This is a genomic window from Mesorhizobium sp. BR1-1-6 (assembly GCF_020165355.1).
Taxonomy (GTDB): Bacteria; Pseudomonadota; Alphaproteobacteria; order Rhizobiales; family Rhizobiaceae; genus Mesorhizobium.
In genome coordinates, this window is record NZ_JAIUHZ010000001.1 from 1034625 (window position 1) to 1054180 (window position 19556).

General features: G+C 64.2%; 19 protein-coding genes. 13 read left to right on the forward strand and 6 right to left on the reverse strand.

Annotated features, from left to right (window positions below):
• Positions 1–92: 92 nt before the first annotated feature.
• Positions 93–1235: a benzoate/H(+) symporter BenE family transporter gene (locus LB545_RS05080; protein WP_140517760.1), complete on the reverse strand. Its 1143-nt coding sequence runs from the start codon at positions 1233–1235 to the stop codon at positions 93–95.
• 2 nt (positions 1236–1237) lie between these two features.
• The gene (locus tag LB545_RS05085; RefSeq protein WP_140491144.1) at positions 1238–2002 is read right to left on the reverse strand and encodes an alpha/beta hydrolase; all 765 of its coding nucleotides are present in this window, start codon (positions 2000–2002) and stop codon (positions 1238–1240) included.
• A 218-nt stretch (positions 2003–2220) separates the two neighbouring features.
• On the opposite strand from LB545_RS05085, the gene infC reads away from it, so the two are divergent.
• From infC to LB545_RS05125, 8 genes are all read left to right on the forward strand, one after another.
• Positions 2221–2757: a translation initiation factor IF-3 gene (infC, locus tag LB545_RS05090; protein WP_140491142.1), complete on the forward strand. Its 537-nt coding sequence runs from the start codon at positions 2221–2223 to the stop codon at positions 2755–2757.
• 140 nt (positions 2758–2897) lie between these two features.
• Complete coding sequence (locus LB545_RS05095) at positions 2898–3524, forward strand: methyltransferase family protein (RefSeq protein ID WP_140517762.1); 627 nt, start codon at positions 2898–2900, stop codon at positions 3522–3524.
• A 206-nt stretch (positions 3525–3730) separates the two neighbouring features.
• A complete protein-coding gene (gene rpmI, locus LB545_RS05100) occupies positions 3731–3934 on the forward strand; it encodes a 50S ribosomal protein L35 (RefSeq protein WP_006201248.1) in 204 nt (67 codons plus the stop codon).
• A gap of 91 nt (positions 3935–4025) precedes the next feature.
• The gene (gene rplT / locus LB545_RS05105) at positions 4026–4427 is read left to right on the forward strand and encodes a 50S ribosomal protein L20 (RefSeq protein ID WP_006201247.1); all 402 of its coding nucleotides are present in this window, start codon (positions 4026–4028) and stop codon (positions 4425–4427) included.
• Positions 4428–4569: 142 nt separating this feature from the next.
• Positions 4570–5667, forward strand: a complete 1098-nt coding sequence (pheS, locus tag LB545_RS05110) for a phenylalanine--tRNA ligase subunit alpha (protein WP_140491135.1) — start codon at positions 4570–4572, stop codon at positions 5665–5667.
• Positions 5664–6086, forward strand: coding sequence for a GFA family protein (locus tag LB545_RS05115; RefSeq protein WP_140517763.1), 423 nt, complete (start codon positions 5664–5666; stop codon positions 6084–6086). Before pheS ends, LB545_RS05115 begins: the two co-directional genes overlap by 4 nt.
• Positions 6083–8491, forward strand: a complete 2409-nt coding sequence (gene pheT, locus LB545_RS05120; protein ID WP_224704555.1) for a phenylalanine--tRNA ligase subunit beta — start codon at positions 6083–6085, stop codon at positions 8489–8491. Before LB545_RS05115 ends, pheT begins: the two co-directional genes overlap by 4 nt.
• A 48-nt stretch (positions 8492–8539) precedes the next feature.
• Positions 8540–9136: a nucleotidyltransferase family protein gene (locus LB545_RS05125; protein WP_140554549.1), complete on the forward strand. Its 597-nt coding sequence runs from the start codon at positions 8540–8542 to the stop codon at positions 9134–9136.
• 280 nt (positions 9137–9416) lie between these two features.
• Here LB545_RS05125 and LB545_RS05130 read toward each other — a convergent pair whose 3' ends face one another.
• Positions 9417–10412: an aldo/keto reductase gene (locus tag LB545_RS05130; RefSeq protein ID WP_140525803.1), complete on the reverse strand. Its 996-nt coding sequence runs from the start codon at positions 10410–10412 to the stop codon at positions 9417–9419.
• 96 nt (positions 10413–10508) lie between these two features.
• On the opposite strand from LB545_RS05130, the gene LB545_RS05135 reads away from it, so the two are divergent.
• From LB545_RS05135 to LB545_RS05155, 5 genes are all read left to right on the forward strand, one after another.
• On the forward strand, positions 10509–11399 hold the full coding sequence (locus LB545_RS05135; RefSeq protein ID WP_224704557.1) for a LysR family transcriptional regulator: 891 nt from the start codon (positions 10509–10511) through the stop codon (positions 11397–11399).
• A gap of 59 nt (positions 11400–11458) precedes the next feature.
• Positions 11459–12031 (forward strand): cytochrome b, encoded by a 573-nt coding sequence (locus LB545_RS05140; RefSeq protein WP_224704558.1) that lies wholly within the window; start codon positions 11459–11461, stop codon positions 12029–12031.
• Positions 12032–12098: 67 nt separating this feature from the next.
• Positions 12099–12674, forward strand: coding sequence for a YceI family protein (locus LB545_RS05145; RefSeq protein WP_140491123.1), 576 nt, complete (start codon positions 12099–12101; stop codon positions 12672–12674).
• 103 nt (positions 12675–12777) lie between these two features.
• Positions 12778–13764 carry a Gfo/Idh/MocA family protein gene (locus tag LB545_RS05150; RefSeq protein WP_140561808.1) on the forward strand — a complete coding sequence of 329 codons (987 nt, stop codon included), beginning with the start codon at positions 12778–12780 and terminating at the stop codon, positions 13762–13764.
• 60 nt (positions 13765–13824) lie between these two features.
• Complete coding sequence (locus tag LB545_RS05155; protein ID WP_224704560.1) at positions 13825–15483, forward strand: FAD-binding dehydrogenase; 1659 nt, start codon at positions 13825–13827, stop codon at positions 15481–15483.
• A 64-nt stretch (positions 15484–15547) separates the two neighbouring features.
• On the opposite strand, the gene LB545_RS05160 is transcribed toward LB545_RS05155, so the two are convergent.
• From LB545_RS05160 to LB545_RS05170, 3 genes are all read right to left on the reverse strand, one after another.
• Complete coding sequence (locus tag LB545_RS05160) at positions 15548–16486, reverse strand: alpha/beta hydrolase (protein ID WP_224704562.1); 939 nt, start codon at positions 16484–16486, stop codon at positions 15548–15550.
• 213 nt (positions 16487–16699) lie between these two features.
• Positions 16700–17482 carry a carnitinyl-CoA dehydratase gene (locus tag LB545_RS05165; protein WP_224704564.1) on the reverse strand — a complete coding sequence of 261 codons (783 nt, stop codon included), beginning with the start codon at positions 17480–17482 and terminating at the stop codon, positions 16700–16702.
• A complete protein-coding gene (locus LB545_RS05170) occupies positions 17475–19553 on the reverse strand; it encodes an acetate--CoA ligase family protein (RefSeq protein ID WP_224704565.1) in 2079 nt (692 codons plus the stop codon). Before LB545_RS05170 ends, LB545_RS05165 begins: the two co-directional genes overlap by 8 nt.
• Positions 19554–19556 lie beyond the last annotated feature (3 nt).

The window sequence follows — 19556 nt, forward strand, 5'->3', positions numbered from 1 at the left end:
CAGCCAGGACCGGCTGCGTGGAATCGAAATGGGAAGGCAAAAACGGCGATTCAAGACAATGTCGGCTAAAACCGGACAAGCTGCTGAAATGATTATCGCTTTTTGAGCATATCGAGGAAAAGCACGACCAGCCCGGCAATCAGTCCCCAGAATGCGGCGCCGACGCCGAACAAGGTCAGCCCGGAGGCGGTGACGACAAAAGTGACGGTGGCGGCCATGCGCTCGCTTTCGTCCTTGAGCGCGATCGCCAGCGCGTTGGCCAGCGAGGCCATCAGCGCAAGACCCGCAACCAGCACGATCAGGCTCTGCGGCAGGACGGCGAAGATCGCCACCAGGGAGGCGCCGAAAATCGCGAAGATCAGATAGGCAAGGGCATAGAACGGCCCTGTCTTCCAGCGCTCCGTTGGGTCTGGATGAACGTCGGGTCCGGTGCAGATAGCCGCCGAAATTGCCGCCAGATTGGTGGTCGAGCCGCCGAACGGCGCCGAAAGTAGCGAAAACAGGCCGGTGATGCCGATCAGCGGACCGGGTTCCGGATGGTAGCCGGCGGCACGCAGCACGGCGAGGCCCGACAGGTTCTGCGAAGCCATGGTGACCAGGTAGAGCGGTACTGCCAGGCCGATTATCGCCTTGGCGGTGAACACAGGCGCAATCACAGTGAGCGTCGATAGTTCAGGAGTGGGCAAACCGCCGACGCGGCCGGTGAGAAACGCGGCGAGACCGCCGCCGACCAGCACTGCCAGCACCGACAGCGCCGGATTGAACAGGCGGATGACGAAGAAGGCGGCGATCAACGGCAGGATCAGCCAGGGATCGGCGGGAACAGTTTTGACCGCATTGAGCGCGAAGGTGACGACAATGCCGGCCAGCATTCCTGAAGCGACCGAGGGCGGTATCCCCGAGATCAGTTTCGTCAGCGGCCGGAACAGCCCGGTGGCGACCAAAAGAATGCCGGTAACGATGAAGGCGGCGACGGCCTCGCCGATCGAAAAACCACTCGACGCCGCCATCAGCGCCAGGCCCGGCGTCGACCAGGCGGTGATGACTGGCATTTTCGTTCGCCAGGACAGCCACAGGCTTTCGACCGCCATGGCCAGGCAGATCGTGGTCACCCAACTCGCCGTCTGGATTTGCGTCGCGCCAACCGCGTGGGCGGCGGCAATGACAATGGCCAGCGTGCCGCCGAAACCGACGATGGCCGCGACAAAGGCTGAGATCGGGATGGAAAGGCGCATCGTCACTTGCCCCGCGCAGCCATGTCGCCGACCGCCCGCACCAGCATGTCGAGATCCTGCGGCCGCGACAGCCGGTGGTCGCCGTCCGGGATCAGCGACAGCGTGACATCGTCGGCCGGCAGCAGGCTGACCAGCTTCAGCGCATGGCTCGACGGCACGTCCCGATCGGCCAGGCCCTGCAAGACGTGTACGGGGCAGTGCGTGTCGAGCGGGCCTGTCATGACCAGGTTGTCGCGCCCATCCTCGATCAGCGCGCGCGTGTAGATGTAGGGCTCGGTGGAATAGTCCGACGGCTCCTCGAAGAAGCCTTTTTTGGCAAGGTCGCGCTTCTGCGCTTTGGTCAGCACCGGTTCGACCAGTTCTGCGGTAAAATCCGGCGCCGGTGCTAGAAGCACCAGACCGACGACGCTTGCGTCGCCTGCCTTGCGCAATTCCTGCACCATGCGCAGGGCGATCCAGGCGCCCATCGACGAGCCGACCAGGATCTGGCTGCCGCTGGTGAAATGCCGGAACACGGCCAGGCTTTGCGAAAGCCATTTTGAGATCGTGCCGTCGGCAAAGGCGCCGCCGGATTCGCCGTGTCCGGAATAGTCATGACGCAGGAAGGCGCGGCCGTCTTTTGCCGCCCAGTCCGAAAGCGCTTCAGCCTTCGTGCCCAGCATGTCCGACTTGTAGCCGCCGAGCCAGACGACGCCAGGCGTCGCGCCCGCAATATGGCGCACCGCGATGCTCGATCCGTCGACATCCAGAAAGACAGGGGCAGTCATGGCTTTTTCCTCACGCCGACTTTCGGCGCAGGGTCTTGTGACACAGCCAGTGGTGTGGCGAAAAGTGCTCGCCATCTTTCTTTGTTTGCCGCAGGCAGCGATCAGGTGATTTTCTGTCAATGCTGTGCTATTGACTCCGCCCGCGCGCTCACCACATTGGCGCGTCCACATATCAACACCTGCAAATCCAGAACGAAACGGCCAAGGAGACCACGACCATTCGCAGACCTTTCAAAGCAGCGGCGCCGACCAAGGATGGGCCGCGCTCCAATCGTGACATCCGGGTTCCCCGGGTCCAGCTTATCGACGCCGAAGGCCAGAACCGTGGCGATGTTTCCATCAACGACGCATTGCTGCTCGCCGAAGAGGCAGGGCTCGATCTCGTCGAGATATCGCCCAACGCGCAGCCGCCCGTCGTAAAAATCCTCGATCTCGGCAAGTTGAAATACGCCAACCAGAAGAAGGCGGCCGAGGCGCGCAAGAACCAGAAGGTCATCGAGATCAAGGAGATCAAGATGCGCCCGAACATCGACAGCCACGACTACGAGACCAAGATGAAGGCGGTGCGCCGCTTCTTCGAGGAAGGCGACAAGGTCAAGCTGACATTGCGCTTCCGTGGCCGCGAGATGGCGCATATGGAGCTCGGCATGCAGCTTCTGAACAAGGTGCGTGAGGAAGTGGCTACCATCGCCAAGGTGGAAGCGGAGCCGAAGCTCGAAGGCCGCCAGATGATGATGGTGCTGGCGCCGCGCTAGATCACGATAAGGTTAGCGCGACCGACGCGCTCCAATTCCGCCTGAATTGTGCTACAGGGCGTCCCGGCGATCGGCGGGACGCCCATTTCTCGGCCATAGCTGCGGTCGCCGGCTAAGTTCTCGACGATCGGATTCCTCCCTTGGACAAAAAACTCAAATACGGGCTGGGTAGCTACCAGCGCACGCGCAGGCTGGTGCTTGCCGTGCTTGTGGTGGTGCTGTTCGCAGCCCTGCTGTTCGGGCAATCGAGCTTTCCGCCTGATACGGCGATGCATGAAACGATCGAGATGTTCGGCGTGCTGCTGATTTTCCTAGGTATCTGCGGTCGCCTTTGGTCGACGCTCTACATAGGTGGGCGCAAATCTTCCGAAGTTGTGACGGGCGGGCCTTATTCGATCACCCGCAACCCGCTCTATGTGTTCTCGACTGTGGCCGCGGCCGGCGTCGGCGCGCAGATCGGCTCGTTCTCCGGCATCATTCTGTTCGCTGTCCTGTGTGCGGGCGCCTTCCATATCGTCATCCTGCGCGAGGAGAAATTCCTTAAGGAAACGCTCGGCGAGCCCTATCAGGCCTATCTGGCAAGAGTGCCGCGATTCTTTCCGAAGCTTTCCCTCTACCAGGAAGGCGACACCGGCAGCTTCAAGCCGCGCCTGCTGTTGACCACGCTTCTCGACGGCCTGGTGTTCCTCATCGCGCTGCCGGCCTTCGAACTGATCGACGGCGCCCAGCAGTCGGGTATGCTGCCGGTGTTGTTTACGCTCCCTTGAAGAAGGACCGGGCGCCGCATCCCGGCGTTCGGGGAAACGCGCGGCGCGGTGGGTGTTGCACAGTCGCCTGCTTTGACGTATAGGACCGCCGTTCCAAGAAAACCGCCCGGCAGGGCATGCCGTGGCGGTTTCATTTGCTTTTCGGGCTTTGGTCGGCCCGAAGCGAACAAGAAGCGCGATGGTGCGCCACAATACGGAGTAGCAAAATGCCCAAGATGAAGACCAAATCGGCCGCCAAAAAGCGGTTCAAGATCACCGGTACGGGTAAAGTCCTGTCGGCTGCGGCCGGCAAGCGTCACGGCATGATCAAGCGTTCCAACAAGTTCATTCGAAATGCCCGCGGCACGATGGTTCTGGCTGAACCGGACGGCAAGAAGGTCATCAAGAATTTTCTGCCGAACGGCCTCTGAGCATTCGGCCGAACACGAATTTGTTTTACGCAATTCCGAACGGAAAACCGCAAGGCACTTTTCCTGGAATTGCTTTTAAGGAGATCATGACATGGCACGCGTAAAAAGAGGCGTCACCTCGCACGCCAAGCACAAGAAGGTCCTGAAAGCCGCGAAAGGCTTCTACGGCCGCCGCAAGAACACCATCCGCATCGCCAAGCAGGCGGTGGAAAAGTCGCTGCAATACGCCTATCGCGACCGCAAGAACCGCAAGCGCTCGTTCCGCGCGCTGTGGATCCAGCGCATCAACGCCGCGACGCACGAGCACGGCCTGACCTATGGCCGTTTCATCGACGGCCTCAACAAGGCTGGCATCGAGATCGATCGCAAGATCCTGTCGGATATGGCCATCCACGAGCCGCAGGCTTTCGCCGCGCTCGTGGCCAAGGCCAAGGTTGCTCTTGAGTACCTCAAGAACACCACCCCGAATGCTTTTGAAAGCGCTGTCGCCTAAGACCAGCGCTTCCCAAGCATTCGAAATTCTGATTTGGGGAACCCGCGCTGGCACGGCTGGCGCGGGTTTTTCTTATGCCTGATGTAACCAAATTGGTGACACGCCCGGTGATGGTGGGTTGCCCGATCGAGAGAGTTTCGCCGTGAACGCCACCGCTGGAAATCTTGAAAGCCTGGAAGCTTCGCTGCTCGCCGACATAGCGTCGGCTGCTGACGAGGCCGCGATAGAAGCCGTGCGCGTGGCAGCCCTTGGCAAGAAGGGGTCGATCTCGGAAATGCTGAAGACGCTCGGCTCGATGAGCGCTGAGGAGCGCCAGGTCAAAGGCCCCGCCATCAACGGCCTCAAGAACCGCGTCACCGATGCGCTCACCGCGCGCAAGGCGGAACTCAGGGATGTTGCCATCACTGCCCGCCTCGCCGCGGAGAAGGTCGACGTGACGCTGCCGGTGCGGCAGTCGCCGGCCGAGCGCGGCCGCATTCATCCGATCAGCCAGGTCATCGACGAGATCGCGGCGATCTTCGGCGATCTCGGCTTCGCCATCGCCGAAGGGCCCGACATCGAGACCGACTATTACAATTTCACCGCGCTGAATTTCCCGGAAGGCCATCCGGCGCGCGAGATGCATGACACCTTCTTCTTCCAGCCGGACGAGAAGGGCGAGCGCAAGCTTCTGCGCACCCACACCTCGCCGGTGCAGATCCGCACCATGGAGAAGCAGAAGCCGCCGATCCGCATCGTCATTCCGGGCAAGACCTACCGGCAGGATTCCGACGCCACCCACTCGCCGATGTTCCATCAGGTCGAAGGGCTGGTGATCGACAAATCGGCCAACGTCGCCAACATGAAGTGGGTGCTGGAAGAGTTCTGCAAGGCCTTTTTCGAGGTGCCGTCGGTCAAGATGCGCTTCCGGCCGTCCTTCTTCCCGTTCACCGAGCCAAGCCTCGAGGTCGATATCCAGTGCGACCGCTCGCGGCCAGGCGAGGTGCGCTTCGGCGAAGGCTCGGACTGGATGGAGATCCTTGGCTGCGGCATGGTGCACCCCAACGTTCTGCGCGCTGGCGGGCTCGATCCCGATGAATATCAGGGCTTTGCCTGGGGCATGGGCATCGACCGCATCGCCATGCTGAAATACGGCATGCCGGACCTGCGCGCCTTCTTCGACGCCGATGTGCGCTGGCTGTCGCATTACGGCTTCCGGCCGCTCGACATGCCGACGCTGTTCGGAGGCCTGAGCGCATGACAGCGCCCCACGCCGGCGGCTGCCGCTGCGGCGCCGTGCGGTTCGAGGCGTCAGTCGAACCGCACCACGTCAGTTATTGTCATTGCGGCGATTGCCGGCGGGCGACCGGCGCGCCGGTGTCGGCCTTTGTCGGCTTCCCTGCCGGCCAGGTCGCGTTCACCGGCAAGGCGCTGAAGATGTTCGAGAACGGGCCGGTGACGCGCTCGTTCTGCGGCGTCTGCGGCTCACCCATCGCCTATGTCGACGAGCGGCTGGAGGACGACATCTATTTCATGCTCGGCGCCATGGACATTCCGGCCGATTTCAAGCCGACGCTGCATGCCTATCTCAGCGAGCAGCTTCCCTTCCTGCACATGTCCGACGACCTGCCGAGACATCTGAAAACAAGCGTCAAAAGACCAGACGGAACAGCATCATGAAATTCACCCTCTCCTGGCTCAAGGATCATCTCGAGACCGACGCCTCGCTCGGCGAGATCGTCGAGCGGCTGACCTCGATCGGCCTCGAGGTCGAGCATGTCGACGACAAGGCGAGCCTGAAGCCCTTCGTCATCGCCAGGGTGCTGACGGCGGTGCAGCATCCCGACGCCGACCGGCTGCGGGTGCTGACCGTCGACACCGGCGACGGCAAGCCGCCGGTGCAGGTCGTCTGTGGCGCACCCAATGCGCGGGCGGGCATGATCGGCGCCTTCGCCGCGCCCGGCACTTATGTGCCCGGCATCGATGTGACGCTGACGGTTGGCAAGATCAGGGGCGTCGAAAGCCACGGCATGATGTGTTCCGAGCGCGAGCTGGAACTTTCCGACGAGCACAACGGCATCATCGACCTGCCCGAAGATGCGCCGGTCGGCACCAGCTTCGCCGCTTACGCGCATCTCGACGATCCGGTCATCGAGATCAATCTGACGCCAAACCGGCCTGATGCCACCAGCGTTTACGGCATCGCCCGGGATCTCGCGGCGAGCGGTCTCGGCCGCCTCGTCGGCGGCGCGATCATGCCGCATGTCGGCAATGGAATGTGCCCCGTCAAGGTGACGATCGACGCGCCGGAACTCTGCCCCGGCTTCGCGCTCAATCTGGTCAGCGGCGTCAGGAACGGCCCGTCCCCGAAATGGCTCCAGCAGCGGCTGATCGCCATTGGGCTGAGGCCCATCAGCGCGCTGGTCGATATCACCAACTACGTCACCTTCGATCGTGGCAGGCCGCTGCATGTCTTCGATGCCGGCAAGGTCGCCGGCAATCTTGTCGTGCGTCGCGCCAGGGATGGCGAAAAGGTACTGGCGCTCGACGGCCGCGAATACACGTTGACGCCGGAGATGTGCGTCATCGCCGATGACAATGGCGTGGAATCGATCGCCGGCATCATGGGCGGCGAGCGTTCCGGCTGCGACGAGAACACGACCGACGTGCTGATCGAATCCGCACTCTGGGACCCGATCACCACGGCCCGCACCGGGCGCGCGCTCGGCATCATCACCGATGCCCGCTATCGTTTCGAGCGCGGGGTCGACCCCGAATTCATGGTGCCGGGCGTTGAGCTTGCGACCCGGCTGGTGCTTGATTTCTGCGGCGGCACGCCGACGGAAATCGAGGTGGCCGGCTATGCCGGCCATCAGCCCAAGATCGTCTCCTTCCCGCTGTCGGAAGTGAAGCGGCTGACCGGCATAGAAGTGCCGACGGCGGAAAGCCTCGATATTCTCACGCGCCTCGGCTTCAAGCCTGAGGGTTCGGGCGATGTCGTCGAAATCGCCGTGCCGTCCTGGCGTCCCGATGTCGACGGCAAGGCCGACCTGGTCGAGGAGGTGATGCGCATCCACGGCGTCGACAACATCGCTTCGCAGCCGCTCGGCGCGCATGACGCGGTCAACGGCAAGATCCTGACGACGCTGCAGATCCGCACCCGCGCGGCCAAGCGGGCGCTGGCCGTGCGCGGCATGATGGAGGCAGTCACCTGGTCGTTCATCCCCGCCAGGCACGCCGAACTATTCGGCGGCGGGCAGGCTTCGCTCAAGCTCGCCAACCCGATCGCCGCCGACATGTCCGACATGCGGCCCTCGCTGCTGCCCGGCCTGATCGCAGCCGCCCAGCGCAATGCCGACAAGGGCATTGGCGACGTGGCGTTGTTCGAGGTCTCCGGCACCTATGAGGGCGACGGCGCCGACCAGCAACGGCGCGTTGCCGCCGGCGTGCGGCGCGGCACCGCCAAGCTCGACGGTTCCGGCCGCAACTGGGCTGGCAATTCCGGTCCGGTCGGCGTGTTCGACGCCAAGGCTGATGCCATCGCCGCACTCGAAGCCTGCGGCGCGCCGGTCGAGCGGCTGCAGATCGAGGCCGGCGGCCCGTCCTGGTACCATCCTGGTCGTTCCGGAACGATCAAGCTCGGACCGAAGACGGTGCTCGGCACGTTCGGTGAATTTCATCCAAAAACGCTGGAAGGGCTCGACGTCTCCGGCCCGCTCTGCGGCTTCGAAGTGTATGTCGATGCCGTGCCCGAGCCCAAGGCAAAGCCGACGAAAACCAAGCCCAGGCTGGATCTCTCCGCCTTCCAGGCGGTGAAGCGCGACTTCGCCTTCGTCGTCGACAAGGCGGTCGAGGCCGGCACGCTGGTACGCGCGGCGCTCGCCGCGGACAAGAAGCTGGTCACCGGCGTCTCGGTCTTTGATGTTTTCGAAGGTGCGGCGCTCGGCGAGGGCAAGAAGTCCATCGCCATCGAAGTGTCGATCCAGCCGGTCGAGAAGACGCTGACCGACGAGGATTTCGAGGCGTTGGCCAGGCGCGTCGTCGAGAATGTCGGCAAGCAGACTGGAGGCGTGCTCAGGGCATAGCCTCTTTCCGGGATTGCGGGAGCACGGCGAATCGCCCTCCAAAGAGCGATGGACCATTTGCACTATTCCGGGCTCCCGTTCGAAGCACAACGCGCTGCGTTTCTCGACATCCTGCTGTCGGATGCGCTCGTGCGCCAGGCGCTGGTATGTGCCCGCACGCTCGATCTTCCGGACTGGCTGGTGGTCTCCGGCGTGCTCTATAACTCGGTCTGGAACCATCTGACGGGGAAGCCGTCGGGTTATGGCATCAAGGATGTCGACCTGTTCTATTTCGACGATAGCGACCTGTCCTACGAGGCCGAGGACGCCGTCATCCGCCGGGCGGCGAAGCATTTCCAGGGGCTGCCCGTCGAGGTGCGCAACCAAGCGCGGGTGCATTTGTGGTACCCGCAGAAGTTCGGGCGGCCCTGTCCGCGCTACACGAGTTCGAGCGAGTCGGTCCGGTTTTTTGCGTCGAAGACACATGCGGTCGGGGTGCGATACGACGCGGATTGTCAACTGGAACTGCTGGCGCCGTTCGGTCTCGACGACGTCTTCTCATTCCGCGTCACGCCGAACCGGGCGATGGACAATCAGCGGACGCATGAGGCGAAGGGCCAGCGGGCGCGGGAGAACTGGCCGGAGGTTACGGTCGTGCCATGGTAGGAAATGCGGGTGCGAGACACCCCCCTCTGGCCTGCCGGCCATCTCCCCCGCAAGGGGGGAGATCGGCTCTGATCCGCTTTCGCGAATTACAGACGGCATAAGGTAGACGAGACAGCGAAGCTGCCAATCTCCCCCCTTGCGGGGGAGATGTCCGGCAGGACAGAGGGGGGTGCCTCGCGCGGACATCCGTGATCTTCTGTATCGCGCATCGCCACCCCACCCCTGTCTTCGCTTCGCTGCGACAGCGAGCCGACCTCCGCACAGGGGGGAGGGTGAAAGCTCACCCATTCACCAGCGCCAGCAGCTCCTCTGTGTAGCGCTTGCCCATGACCTTATCAGGCGACAGTGCATCGCCGATGGTCTGTACCTCTGCGGCACTCAGCTCGATATCAGCCGCCGCCGTGTTCTGCTCGAGATGGCGGATTTTTCGGGCGCCCGGGATGGGGACAATGAAATCGCCCTGGTGCAGTACCCAGGCGAGCGCCAGCTGTGCCGAGGTCACTCCCTTTTCGGTCGCCAGTTTTTCCAGCGTGGCCACGACTTTGGCATTGGCTTCCATGGCGTCGGCCTGGAAGCGCGGCAAGGTGCGGCGCCAGTCGTCGTCATCAAGCGTCTCGGGCTTGGCGATCGTGCCGGTCAAGAGGCCACGGCCGAGCGGGCTATAGGGAACGAAACCGATGCCGAGTTCGCGGCAGACGGCGAACACCTCGTCTTCCGGGTCACGGCTCCACAGCGAATATTCGCTCTGGACCGCCGCGATCGGATGTACGGCATGTGCCCGGCGGATGGTGGCGACACTCGCTTCCGAAAGGCCGAGCGCGCGCACCTTGCCCTCGCGCACCAGCTCGGCCATGGCGCCGACCGTGTCCTCGATCGGCACGTTCGGGTCGACGCGGTGCTGGTAATAGAGATCGATCACGTCGGTGCCCAGCCGCTTCAGTGACGCCTCTGCGACGGCCTTGACGTGTTCGGGGCGGCTGTCGACGCCCGCCATGCGGTCGGTGCCGGTGCCTTCCTCCAGGATCTTGAAGCCGAACTTGGTTGCGATCGTCACCTGATCGCGCACCGGCTTCAGCGCCTTGCCGAGCAGGATCTCGTTCTCGTAGGGCCCGTAGACCTCTGCCGTGTCGAAGAAATTGACGCCGATCTCGACGGCGCGGCGCAAGGTGGCGATCGCCTCGGCTTCCGGCTGGCCCCCATAGCCAAAGCTCATGCCCATGCAGCCGAGGCCGACCGGGAAAACTTCCAGTTCAGTACCGAGTTTGCGGGTTTTCATCACGCGTCTCCTTGTTGCGATGCCCAGGAAATAGCGCCTTGCCTTATGTTCGATAATCGGCTCATCTGTGCACGGGGCGTTCTAGAAAATAGATCAATGAACCGAGCACATCTTTCACAGCTTGCGGTGCTGGCAACTGTTGCCCAATGCGGCAGCTTTCGCGGCGCGGCCAGGGAACTGGCGATCGCGCCGTCGGCGGTCAGCCATGCCGTGTCCAGCCTTGAGGCGCGGCTTGGCGTGCGGCTGTTGGCACGCAGCACCCGCAGCGTTGCCCCGACCGAAGAGGGCGCGCGGTTGCTGGAACGATTGCGGCCGGCGCTGTCGGAGATCGACCTGGCACTGGAGACGGCGGTCGAGGCGCGCGACCGGCCGGCCGGCAATTTGCGGCTCAGCGTGCCGCGCACGGCAGCCCATCTGGTGCTGACCCCGCGGCTCGGCGCCTTTGCCGCGGCTTACCCCGATATCGTGCTGGAGATCGTCATCGAGGACCGCTTCACCGACGTCGTGGAAGGCGGTTTCGACGCCGGCATGCGGCTTGGCGAAAGCCTGCAGCGCGACATGATCGCGCTGCGCATCGGGCCCGATATCCGCGGCGCCGTGGTCGGCTCGCCCTCCTATTTCGACACCATGCCGAGGCCTCGCCACCCGCGTGACCTGTCCGACCATCGCTGCATCCGCTTCCGCTTCTCCAGCGGCATCCTCTACCGCTGGGAATTCGCCAGGGATGGCGAGGAGATCGAGATTGCCGCGCAAGGACCATTGATCCTCGACGAAGACCATCTGATCGCCCAGGCGGCGGTCGACGGCGCGGGGCTTGCCTTCGTCTTCGAGGACTATGTCCGCGAGCCGCTCCGCGATGGCCGGCTGGTTCGCGTGCTGGAGGATTGGTGTCCGTCCTTCGAGGGTTTCTTCGTCTACTATCCGAGTCGCCGCCAGATGCGGCCTGCGCTCAGGGCCTTCATCGATTTCTTCAGGGTGAGCGGATAGGCTGCCCTCTCCCTTGTGGGAGGGTGGAAGAAAGCCGACGCGGCATTCGTTCGCCTTCCATGCGAGCTTCGATCATAAATACCCCGACCCGCTACGGCTGGGCGGCAATCCTGCTTCATTGGCTGATCGGCCTGGTCTTCATCGGCCAGTTCGCACTCGGTTTCGCGATGGTCCGCATCAGCAGCCAGCGCACGGCTTTCGAGCTCATCCAGCTGCACAAATCGCTGGGCTTCCTGCTGCTCGGCCTGATCATCCTGCGCGTCGCCTGGCGGCTCGGCAATGCCGCGCCGGCCTTGCCATCCTCGGTCGGATCCCTGGAGCGCCTGGCGGCGCCGCTCGCTCACCTGGCGCTCTATGCCTTCCAGATCGCTTTGCCTCTGTCCGGCTGGGCGCTGGTTTCGGTCTCGACGCTGGAAATTCCAAGCATGCCGTTCAACCTGTTCGTGATGCCCAACCTGCCGCTCGCGGAATCCGATGCCGCCGAGAGTTTTTGGGCGGCAGCCCACTGGTACCTTGCCTATGCCGGCGCAGCACTTGTGGCGCTGCATGTCACGGCGGCACTGCGCCATCATTTCCGACTGAGGGACAATGTGCTCACACGCATCGTCACGCCTTCCGCAGGCGGGGAATAGAACGGGCTTCGGCCTCGTTTGTAAGCGAGGCGCGAAGAGCGTTGCCTCCGAAGAAGGAAATAATCTCATGTATGCGCGACTCCTCGGATCGGCGGCCCTTGCCGCTTGCCTTGCCGTGCCTGTCTGGGCAGCAGTTGTCCTCGACGATGCCGCCGGCAGTTACACGATCAGCCAGGCTGACTCCTCGATCCGCTTCACCATCGGCAAGGCCGGCGGCGGCGGTTTCGATGGTGCGTTTGCCCACTTCAAAGGCACGATCCGCATCGACAATGACGACGTCAGCCGCTCGAAGGTCAACCTTACCATTTTTCCCGAAAGCGTCGGCACCGGCCAGGGCCGCATCGACGCTTTCCTGCGTTCAGACGCCGTGTTCGATGCGGCCAACAGCCCCGAAATCCAGTTCCGCTCGACCAGCGTGACCCGCACCGGCGATACGACGGCGCTTGTCACCGGCCGGCTGACGGCGCGCGGCAAGACGTTTGCGGAAAAGTTCACCGCCGAGCTCGATGGCCTGAAGTCCGGCACGATCGGGTTCCACGTCACCGGCAAGGTGCTGCGGTCGCGCTACGGAATGGATGTCGGCACGCCGATCTATTCCAACGTCGTGGGTTTCGACATGAGGCTGACGGGGAAGAGGGGTTGAGCCATCGCTCCCCGCTCCGTGGGGCGAGGAACTTGGCCCCCGCATTGGCTTTTGCCCCGATTTCAGGCAAACCTCCTCGCCTGTAATCGAGAGGAGAAGCCTGATGTTCCGATGGGGTGTGTTATCGACGGCCAAGATCGGTCGCGAGCAGCTTTTGCCTGCGATCGTGGAGGCGGAAAATGGCGTGCTGTCGGCAATCGCCAGCCGCGATCAGTCGAAGGCCCGTGCGCTGGCCGATCGCTTCGGCGCGCCGCATGCTTTCGGTTCCTATGAGGAGTTGCTCGCCTCGAACGAGGTCGACGGCGTCTATATCCCGCTGCCGACATCGCAGCATGTCGAATGGACGGCCAAGGCCATTCAGGCGGGAAAACATGTGCTGGTCGAAAAGCCGTTGGCGCTCGACGCCAAGGACATTCCGCCGCTGATCAAGCTGCGCGATGCCAGCAAGGTGTTGGTCTGCGAAGCCTTCATGGTCGTCTACCATCCGCAATGGATCAAGGTGCGCGACCTGATCGCCAGCGGCGTCATCGGCCGGCTGCGCCATGTGCAGGGCGCGTTCTCCTATTACAATGTCGATCCCAACAACATGCGCAACCAGCTCGACCTTGGCGGCGGCGCGCTGCCCGACATCGGCGTCTACCCGACCGTGTCGACGCGCTTTTCCACCGGCAAGGAGCCGCTGCGCGTGCAGGCGACGATCGAGCGCGACAAAAAATTCGGCACCGACATCTATTCCTCGATCCGCGCCGATTTCGGCGACTTCGAACTGTCCTTCTATCTCTCGACCCAGATGGCCGCGCGCCAGGTGATGGTGTTCCATGGCGAGAACGGGTTCATCGAGGTGTTTTCGCCGTTCAATGCCGGGCTCTACGATCACCACCGCGTCGAGCTGCACAATCAGAACCACACGGAGGCGCAGGTGTTCCGCTTTCCCGGCACGCAGCAGTACCGGCTCGAGGTCGAGACCTTCGCGCGGGCGGCCCAGGGCGGCAAGGAGCGCGTCTTCACGCTGGAGGAATCCGTGCTCAACCAAAAGGTCATCGATGCCATCTTCCGCGCCGGCGGCAAGGACGGCTGGGAGGCGGTCTGACCATCATTGATATAATTCCGGTTCGAGATTCATACGGTAGCCAGCTAACGGGAGGGGAAATTGGCTGACGACGCGGATGTCATCATCGTCGGCGCCGGCCTTGCCGGGCTGGTCGCCGCCGCCGAACTGGCCGAGGCCGGCAAGAAGATCGTCATCGTCGACCAGGAACCGGAGCAGTCGCTGGGCGGCCAGGCCTTCTGGTCGTTCGGCGGTCTGTTCCTCGTCGATTCGCCCGAGCAGCGGCGCATGCGCATCCGCGATTCGCACGAGCTGGCGCTCGAGGACTGGCTGGGCACCGCCGCTTTCGACCGGCCGGAGGATCACTGGCCGCGCAAATGGGCCGAGGCCTACGTCGGCTTCGCCGCCGGCGAGAAGCGCTCCTGGCTGCTGGAGCGCGGGATGAAATTCTTTCCCGTGGTCGGCTGGGCCGAGCGCGGCGGCGGCAATGCCATTGGCCATGGCAATTCCGTGCCGCGCTTCCACATCACCTGGGGCACCGGTCCCGGGGTGCTCGAGCCCTTCGTGCTGCGCGTGCGCGAGGCCGAGAAGAAGGAACTGATCCGCTTCAAGTTCCGTCACCGCGTCAACGAATTGATCCGCACCGGCACGAGGATCGACGGGGTGCGCGGCGACATCCTGCAACCAAGCACCGTCGAGCGCGGCCACAAGAGTTCGCGTGAGATATCAGGTGATTTCGAGGTTCATGCGCAGGCCGTGATCGTCGCCTCCGGCGGCATCGGCGGCAACCACCAGCTGGTCCGGGAAAACTGGCCGAAGCGTCTGGGCGCGGCGCCGAAGTGCATGATCACCGGCGTGCCCGACCATGTCGACGGCCGCATGCTGGCGATCACGGAACAGGCCGGCGGCAGCGTCATCAACCGCGACCGCATGTGGCACTATGTCGAGGGCATCAGGAACTGGGCGCCGATCTGGACCGATCATGCCATCCGCATCCTGCCCGGTCCGTCGTCGCTGTGGCTCGACGCCAGGGGCAAGCGCCTGCCGGTGCCGCTTTACCCCGGTTTCGACACGCTCGGCACGCTCAGCCACATCATGAGCACCGGCTTCGACTATTCCTGGTTCATCCTGACCAAAAAAATCATCCAGAAGGAGTTCGCGCTCTCGGGCTCCGAGCAGAACCCGGACCTGACCGGCAAGAGCTGGCGCCAGGTGCTCGGCCGCGCCACGTCGGGCATTCCGGGCCCGGTCAAGGCGTTCATGGAGAAGGGCGAGGATTTCATCATCGAGGCCGAACTGCCCGATCTGGTGGCGCGCATGAACAAGCTGGCCGGCGGCGAACCGCTGCTCGACGTCGCCCATGTCGAGCGCGAGATCCGCGCCCGCGACCGGCAACTCGACAATCCCTTCTCCAAGGACATGCAGGTCACCGCGCTGCGCGGAGCGCGGGCCTATCTCGGCGACCGGCTGATCCGCACGGCCAGGCCGCACAAGATGCTCGATCCCGCGAACGGCCCGCTGATCGCGGTTCGCCTCAACATCCTGACCCGCAAGACGCTGGGTGGCCTGCAGACCGATCTCGAAAGCCGCGTGCTGGGGAGCGATGGCGAGCCGGTTCAGGGCCTCTATGCGGTCGGCGAAGCCGCCGGTTTCGGCGGCGGCGGCGTGCATGGCTATGCGGCGCTCGAAGGCACGTTCCTGGGCGGCTGTATCTTCTCCGGCCGCAGCGCCGGCCGGGCGGCGGCTCGTTCGGTAGGCTGAGCGCCGAACGGCTTGGCAGTCGCTGGGTTGATCATCTTCTGTCGATTGTCATGCGAGGAGGCCCTCACCAGATCCACTCGCTTTTGCCGAGCGCCGACACCGCCTCGACGATGCGGGTAAAGCTGGCGCGGGCGCGGCCGACCGTGTGCCTCGCCCTGAGATAGCCGTGCACAAGCCCTTTTTCCTCGAACCAAGTGGCTCGCCCGCCGCCCGCCACGATGCGGTCGCGATAGGCCTCGCCGTCCGACGACAGCGGGTCGCACTCGGCGGTGATCAGCACGGTCGGCGGCAGGTTGGCGAAATCGGCGTCGGCCAGCGGCTGAAGCGTGATGTCGCCGGTCTGGTCCACGCCGCCGGTACGGATGTGCTTGTAGAATTCGAGGTCGCGCGTGGTCAGCATAGGCGCTTCGGCATGCTTCAGATAGGAGCCACGCGAACGGTCGCCGCCGAGCCCGGGATAGATCAGCACCTGCCCGATCGGTTTCTTCGCATGGCCGCGCGTCGCATGGCTGACCGCGGCGCAGAGATTGCCACCGGCGCTGTCGCCGCAGAGCAGGACGGGATGATCGCGGGTGGCTGCCGCCCACTCGAAGGCGTTCATCGCATCGTCAAACGCAGCCGGATGCAGATGCTCCGGCGCCAGCCGGTAGTCGACCGAGACGACGTCATAGCCGGTGCGGCCGCAAAGCTCGGCGCAAACGTCGTCATGGCTGTCGAGCCCGCCAAGGATGAACCCGCCGCCGTGGCAATAGAGCACCGTTGCCAATGCCTGCGGGGCGCTGCGATAGATGCGGATCGGGATATTGCACGCCTGTGCGGCAATAGCGGTGGTCTCCGCTGTCACCCCCTCGGGATAGCCGGCAAAGAACTCCCGGCACATGCGGTCGTAGATCTCGCGCTGCTCGGCAATCGTGTAGTCGATCGTATCCGGCGGGTAATAGGAATTGGTCCGCTCGATGAAGGCCCGGGTCTCGGCATCGATGAGTTTGCTGTAGTCGGTCATGGCCGCGCCGACTGTGAACGGCGAGCCCAGGCACCCCCCTCTGTCCTGCCGGACATCTCCCCCGCAAGGGGGGAGATTGGCAGTTCAATCGGTATCGCCCTTCTTGCAGCGTTGACGATTAGCGAAAGCGGAAATGACATCCAATCTCCCCCCTTGCGGGGGAGATGGCCGGCAGGCCAGAGGGGGGTGCCTCGCGCTGTCATTTCCGCAGAGTCACTTCCCCTTCCAAACCGGGTCGCGCTTCTCCGCAAAAGCCCGGAACCCTTCCATATTGTCCTCGGAACCGTACAGCGCATCGACCGTCGGCAACTGCCGGCGCGTCACCCTGTTCATCGCGTCCTGGAAAGTCAGCGCTTCGGCCACCCGCGCGGTTTCCTTGATCGCGGCGAAGACAAGCGGCGGGCCGCTGGCGAGCAGGCGGGCGATCTCCCAGACGCGGTCCTCCAGCTTCTCCTTCGGCAGCACCTCGTTGACCAGGCCCCAGCGATGCGCCTCGGCAACGTCCATCCAGCGGCCAGTGAGCAAAAGGTCCATGGCGACATGATAAGGAATGCGCTTCGGCAGCTTGATGGTCGCGGCGTCGGCAAGCGTGCCGGCGCGGATCTCGGGCAATGCGAAGGAGGAGTGATCGGAGGCGTAGATGAGATCGCAGGACAGCGCCAGCTCGAAGCCGCCCCCCACCGCCATGCCGTTTACGCAGGCGATGACAGGCTTGTTCAAGTCGCGCAGTTCCTGCAGCCCGGCAAAGCCGCCGACGCCATAGTCGCCGTCGACGGCGTCGCCGCCGGCGGCGGCCTTCAGGTCCCATCCGGCGCAGAAGAACTTGTCGCCGGCGGTCTTGACGATGGCGACGCGCAAGCCGGGGTCGTCGCGAAACGCCTTGAAGGTCTCGCCCATCAGCCGAGAGGTCTTCAGGTCGATGGCGTTGGCCTTGGGCCGATCGAGCGTGACCTCGAGGATCGAGCCTTCACGGCGGGTCGAAACGACGTCAGGCATTCTTGTTCTCTCCCAGCACCAAAAGCGCATCGGCGATCCAGGCGCCCTTGCCCTCGCTGCAGACGATCAGCGGATTGATGTCGAGTTCCTCGATCTCGCCGGCATTCGTCTGCACGAAGGCAGCAATGCCCGCGATGGCGTCGATGGCAGCTTGGACGTCGGCCTTCGGCCGACCGCGATAGCCTTCGAGCAGCGGGAACAGTTTGAGACCGCGAAGTGCTGCCTCGATGTCGTCGCGGGTCGCCGGCAGCATCAAGGTGACGCTGTCGCGCAGCAATTCGACCAGTACGCCGCCGGTGCCCAGCGTCATGACAGCGCCGAACATCGGATCGCGGGTGAAGCCGACGATCAGCTCGGCGACGCCGTCGCGCACCATGCGCTCGACATAAAGGCCGGTGCCGAGCGGCAAAAGGTCGTGCGCGGCGGTGCTGACGGATTCGGCGTCCCTGAGGTTGAGCCTGACAGCGCCGACCTCGGATTTGTGGGTGACACCCAGGGCCTTCAGCGCCACCGGGAAGCCGAGCGCCATGGACGAGATCACCGCCTCGACGGCACTGTCGGCGCGCTCGCCCTTGGGCACCGGCAGCCCGGCCTTGATCAGCCGCGCCTTGGCTTGCGCCTCGTCAGGCGTGACATGCTCGCCGCCGGCAGCGCCGGAAGCGGAGGTGTCGACCGGCTGCGCCTGCGGCTCGCGCCAGGCCCAGCCGATGAAGGCGGCCGCCTGGGCGGCATCCATCGCTTCGGAAATGCCGAACAGCGGCACCATGCCCCGCGCCATCAGCTCGGCGGTGTATTCCTCGGGCAGGTTCTCGGGCAGCGACGAGACGATCGCGCCATGCGCCTTGTTGGTCTTGAGCGCCGATTCGAAGGCGCGCAGCGTCGCCCACCAGTCGGTCACCGAGCAGCGGTCCGGGCGCGGGAAGTCGAGCACCAGCATATTGAGGTCGAAGCCGCCCGACACCATGGCGGTGAAGGTGGCGGTCATCGCCGGCTCGTTGTTCCAGATGAAGGTGTGGTAGTCCAATGGATTGGCGACCGCGACCAGCGGCCCGAGCGTCGACTTGACATGGGCACGGTGTTCTTCCGTCAGCACCGGGAAGTTGACCCAGCGGCCTTCGGCGCTGTCGGCCATGACCGAAGCCTCGCCGCCCGAACAGCTCATCGATGACAGGCTGTAGCCGGGCAGCGGACCGGTGACATGCAGCAGCTTCAGCGCCTCGATGAAGGCGGGGATGGAATCGACGCGCGCGATGCCGAGCCGTTTCAGGAAGGCCCCGGACGCTGCGTCCGAGCCGGCGAGCGACGCGGTGTGCGAGACGGTCGCTTGCCTGGCCTGTTCGGAGCGGCCGACCTTCATGGCGATGATCGGCTTTTTCAATTCCCTCGCCCGTGCCGCCAGCCGCTCGAAGCCGGCTACCGAATCGAAAGCCTCGATGTGCAGGCCGAGCGAGGTGACGCGCTCGTCCTCGATCAGGCCGAGCGCCATTTCGGAGAGGCCGGTCTGCGCCTGGTTGCCGGCGGTCATCAGGAAGGCGATCGGCAGGCCGCGCTTCTGCATCGTCATGTTGATGGCGATGTTGGACGACTGGGTAATAATGGCCACCCCTTTGCCGCCGTCGGCCAATCTTATGCCGCCATGCTGGTCGGGCCACAAAAGCGCGCCGTCGGCATAGTTGATCAGGCCGTAACAGTTCGGCCCGATGATCGGCATCTCGCCGGCGGCGGCGACGAGTTCGGCCTGCAGGCGCTCGCCATCCGCGTCATAGGCTTCGGTTTCGAGGAAACCGGCGGCAAAGCAGACGGCCCCGCCGGCGCCGCGTTCGGCCAGGGCCTTGATCACGTCGATGGTCAGGTGTCGGTTGACGCCGACAAAGGCGGCGTCCGGCGCGCCGGGCAGATCGGCGACCGAACGATAGGCCTTGCGGCCGGCGACCTCTTCCTTGCTCGGGTGCACCGGCCAGATCTCGCCGGCAAAGCCCATCTTGATCGACTGTGCCACGACCGCGGCGGCCTGCGCGCCGCCGAACACGGCGATCGATTTAGGGCGCAGAAGGCGTTCAAGTTTGTGCATGGA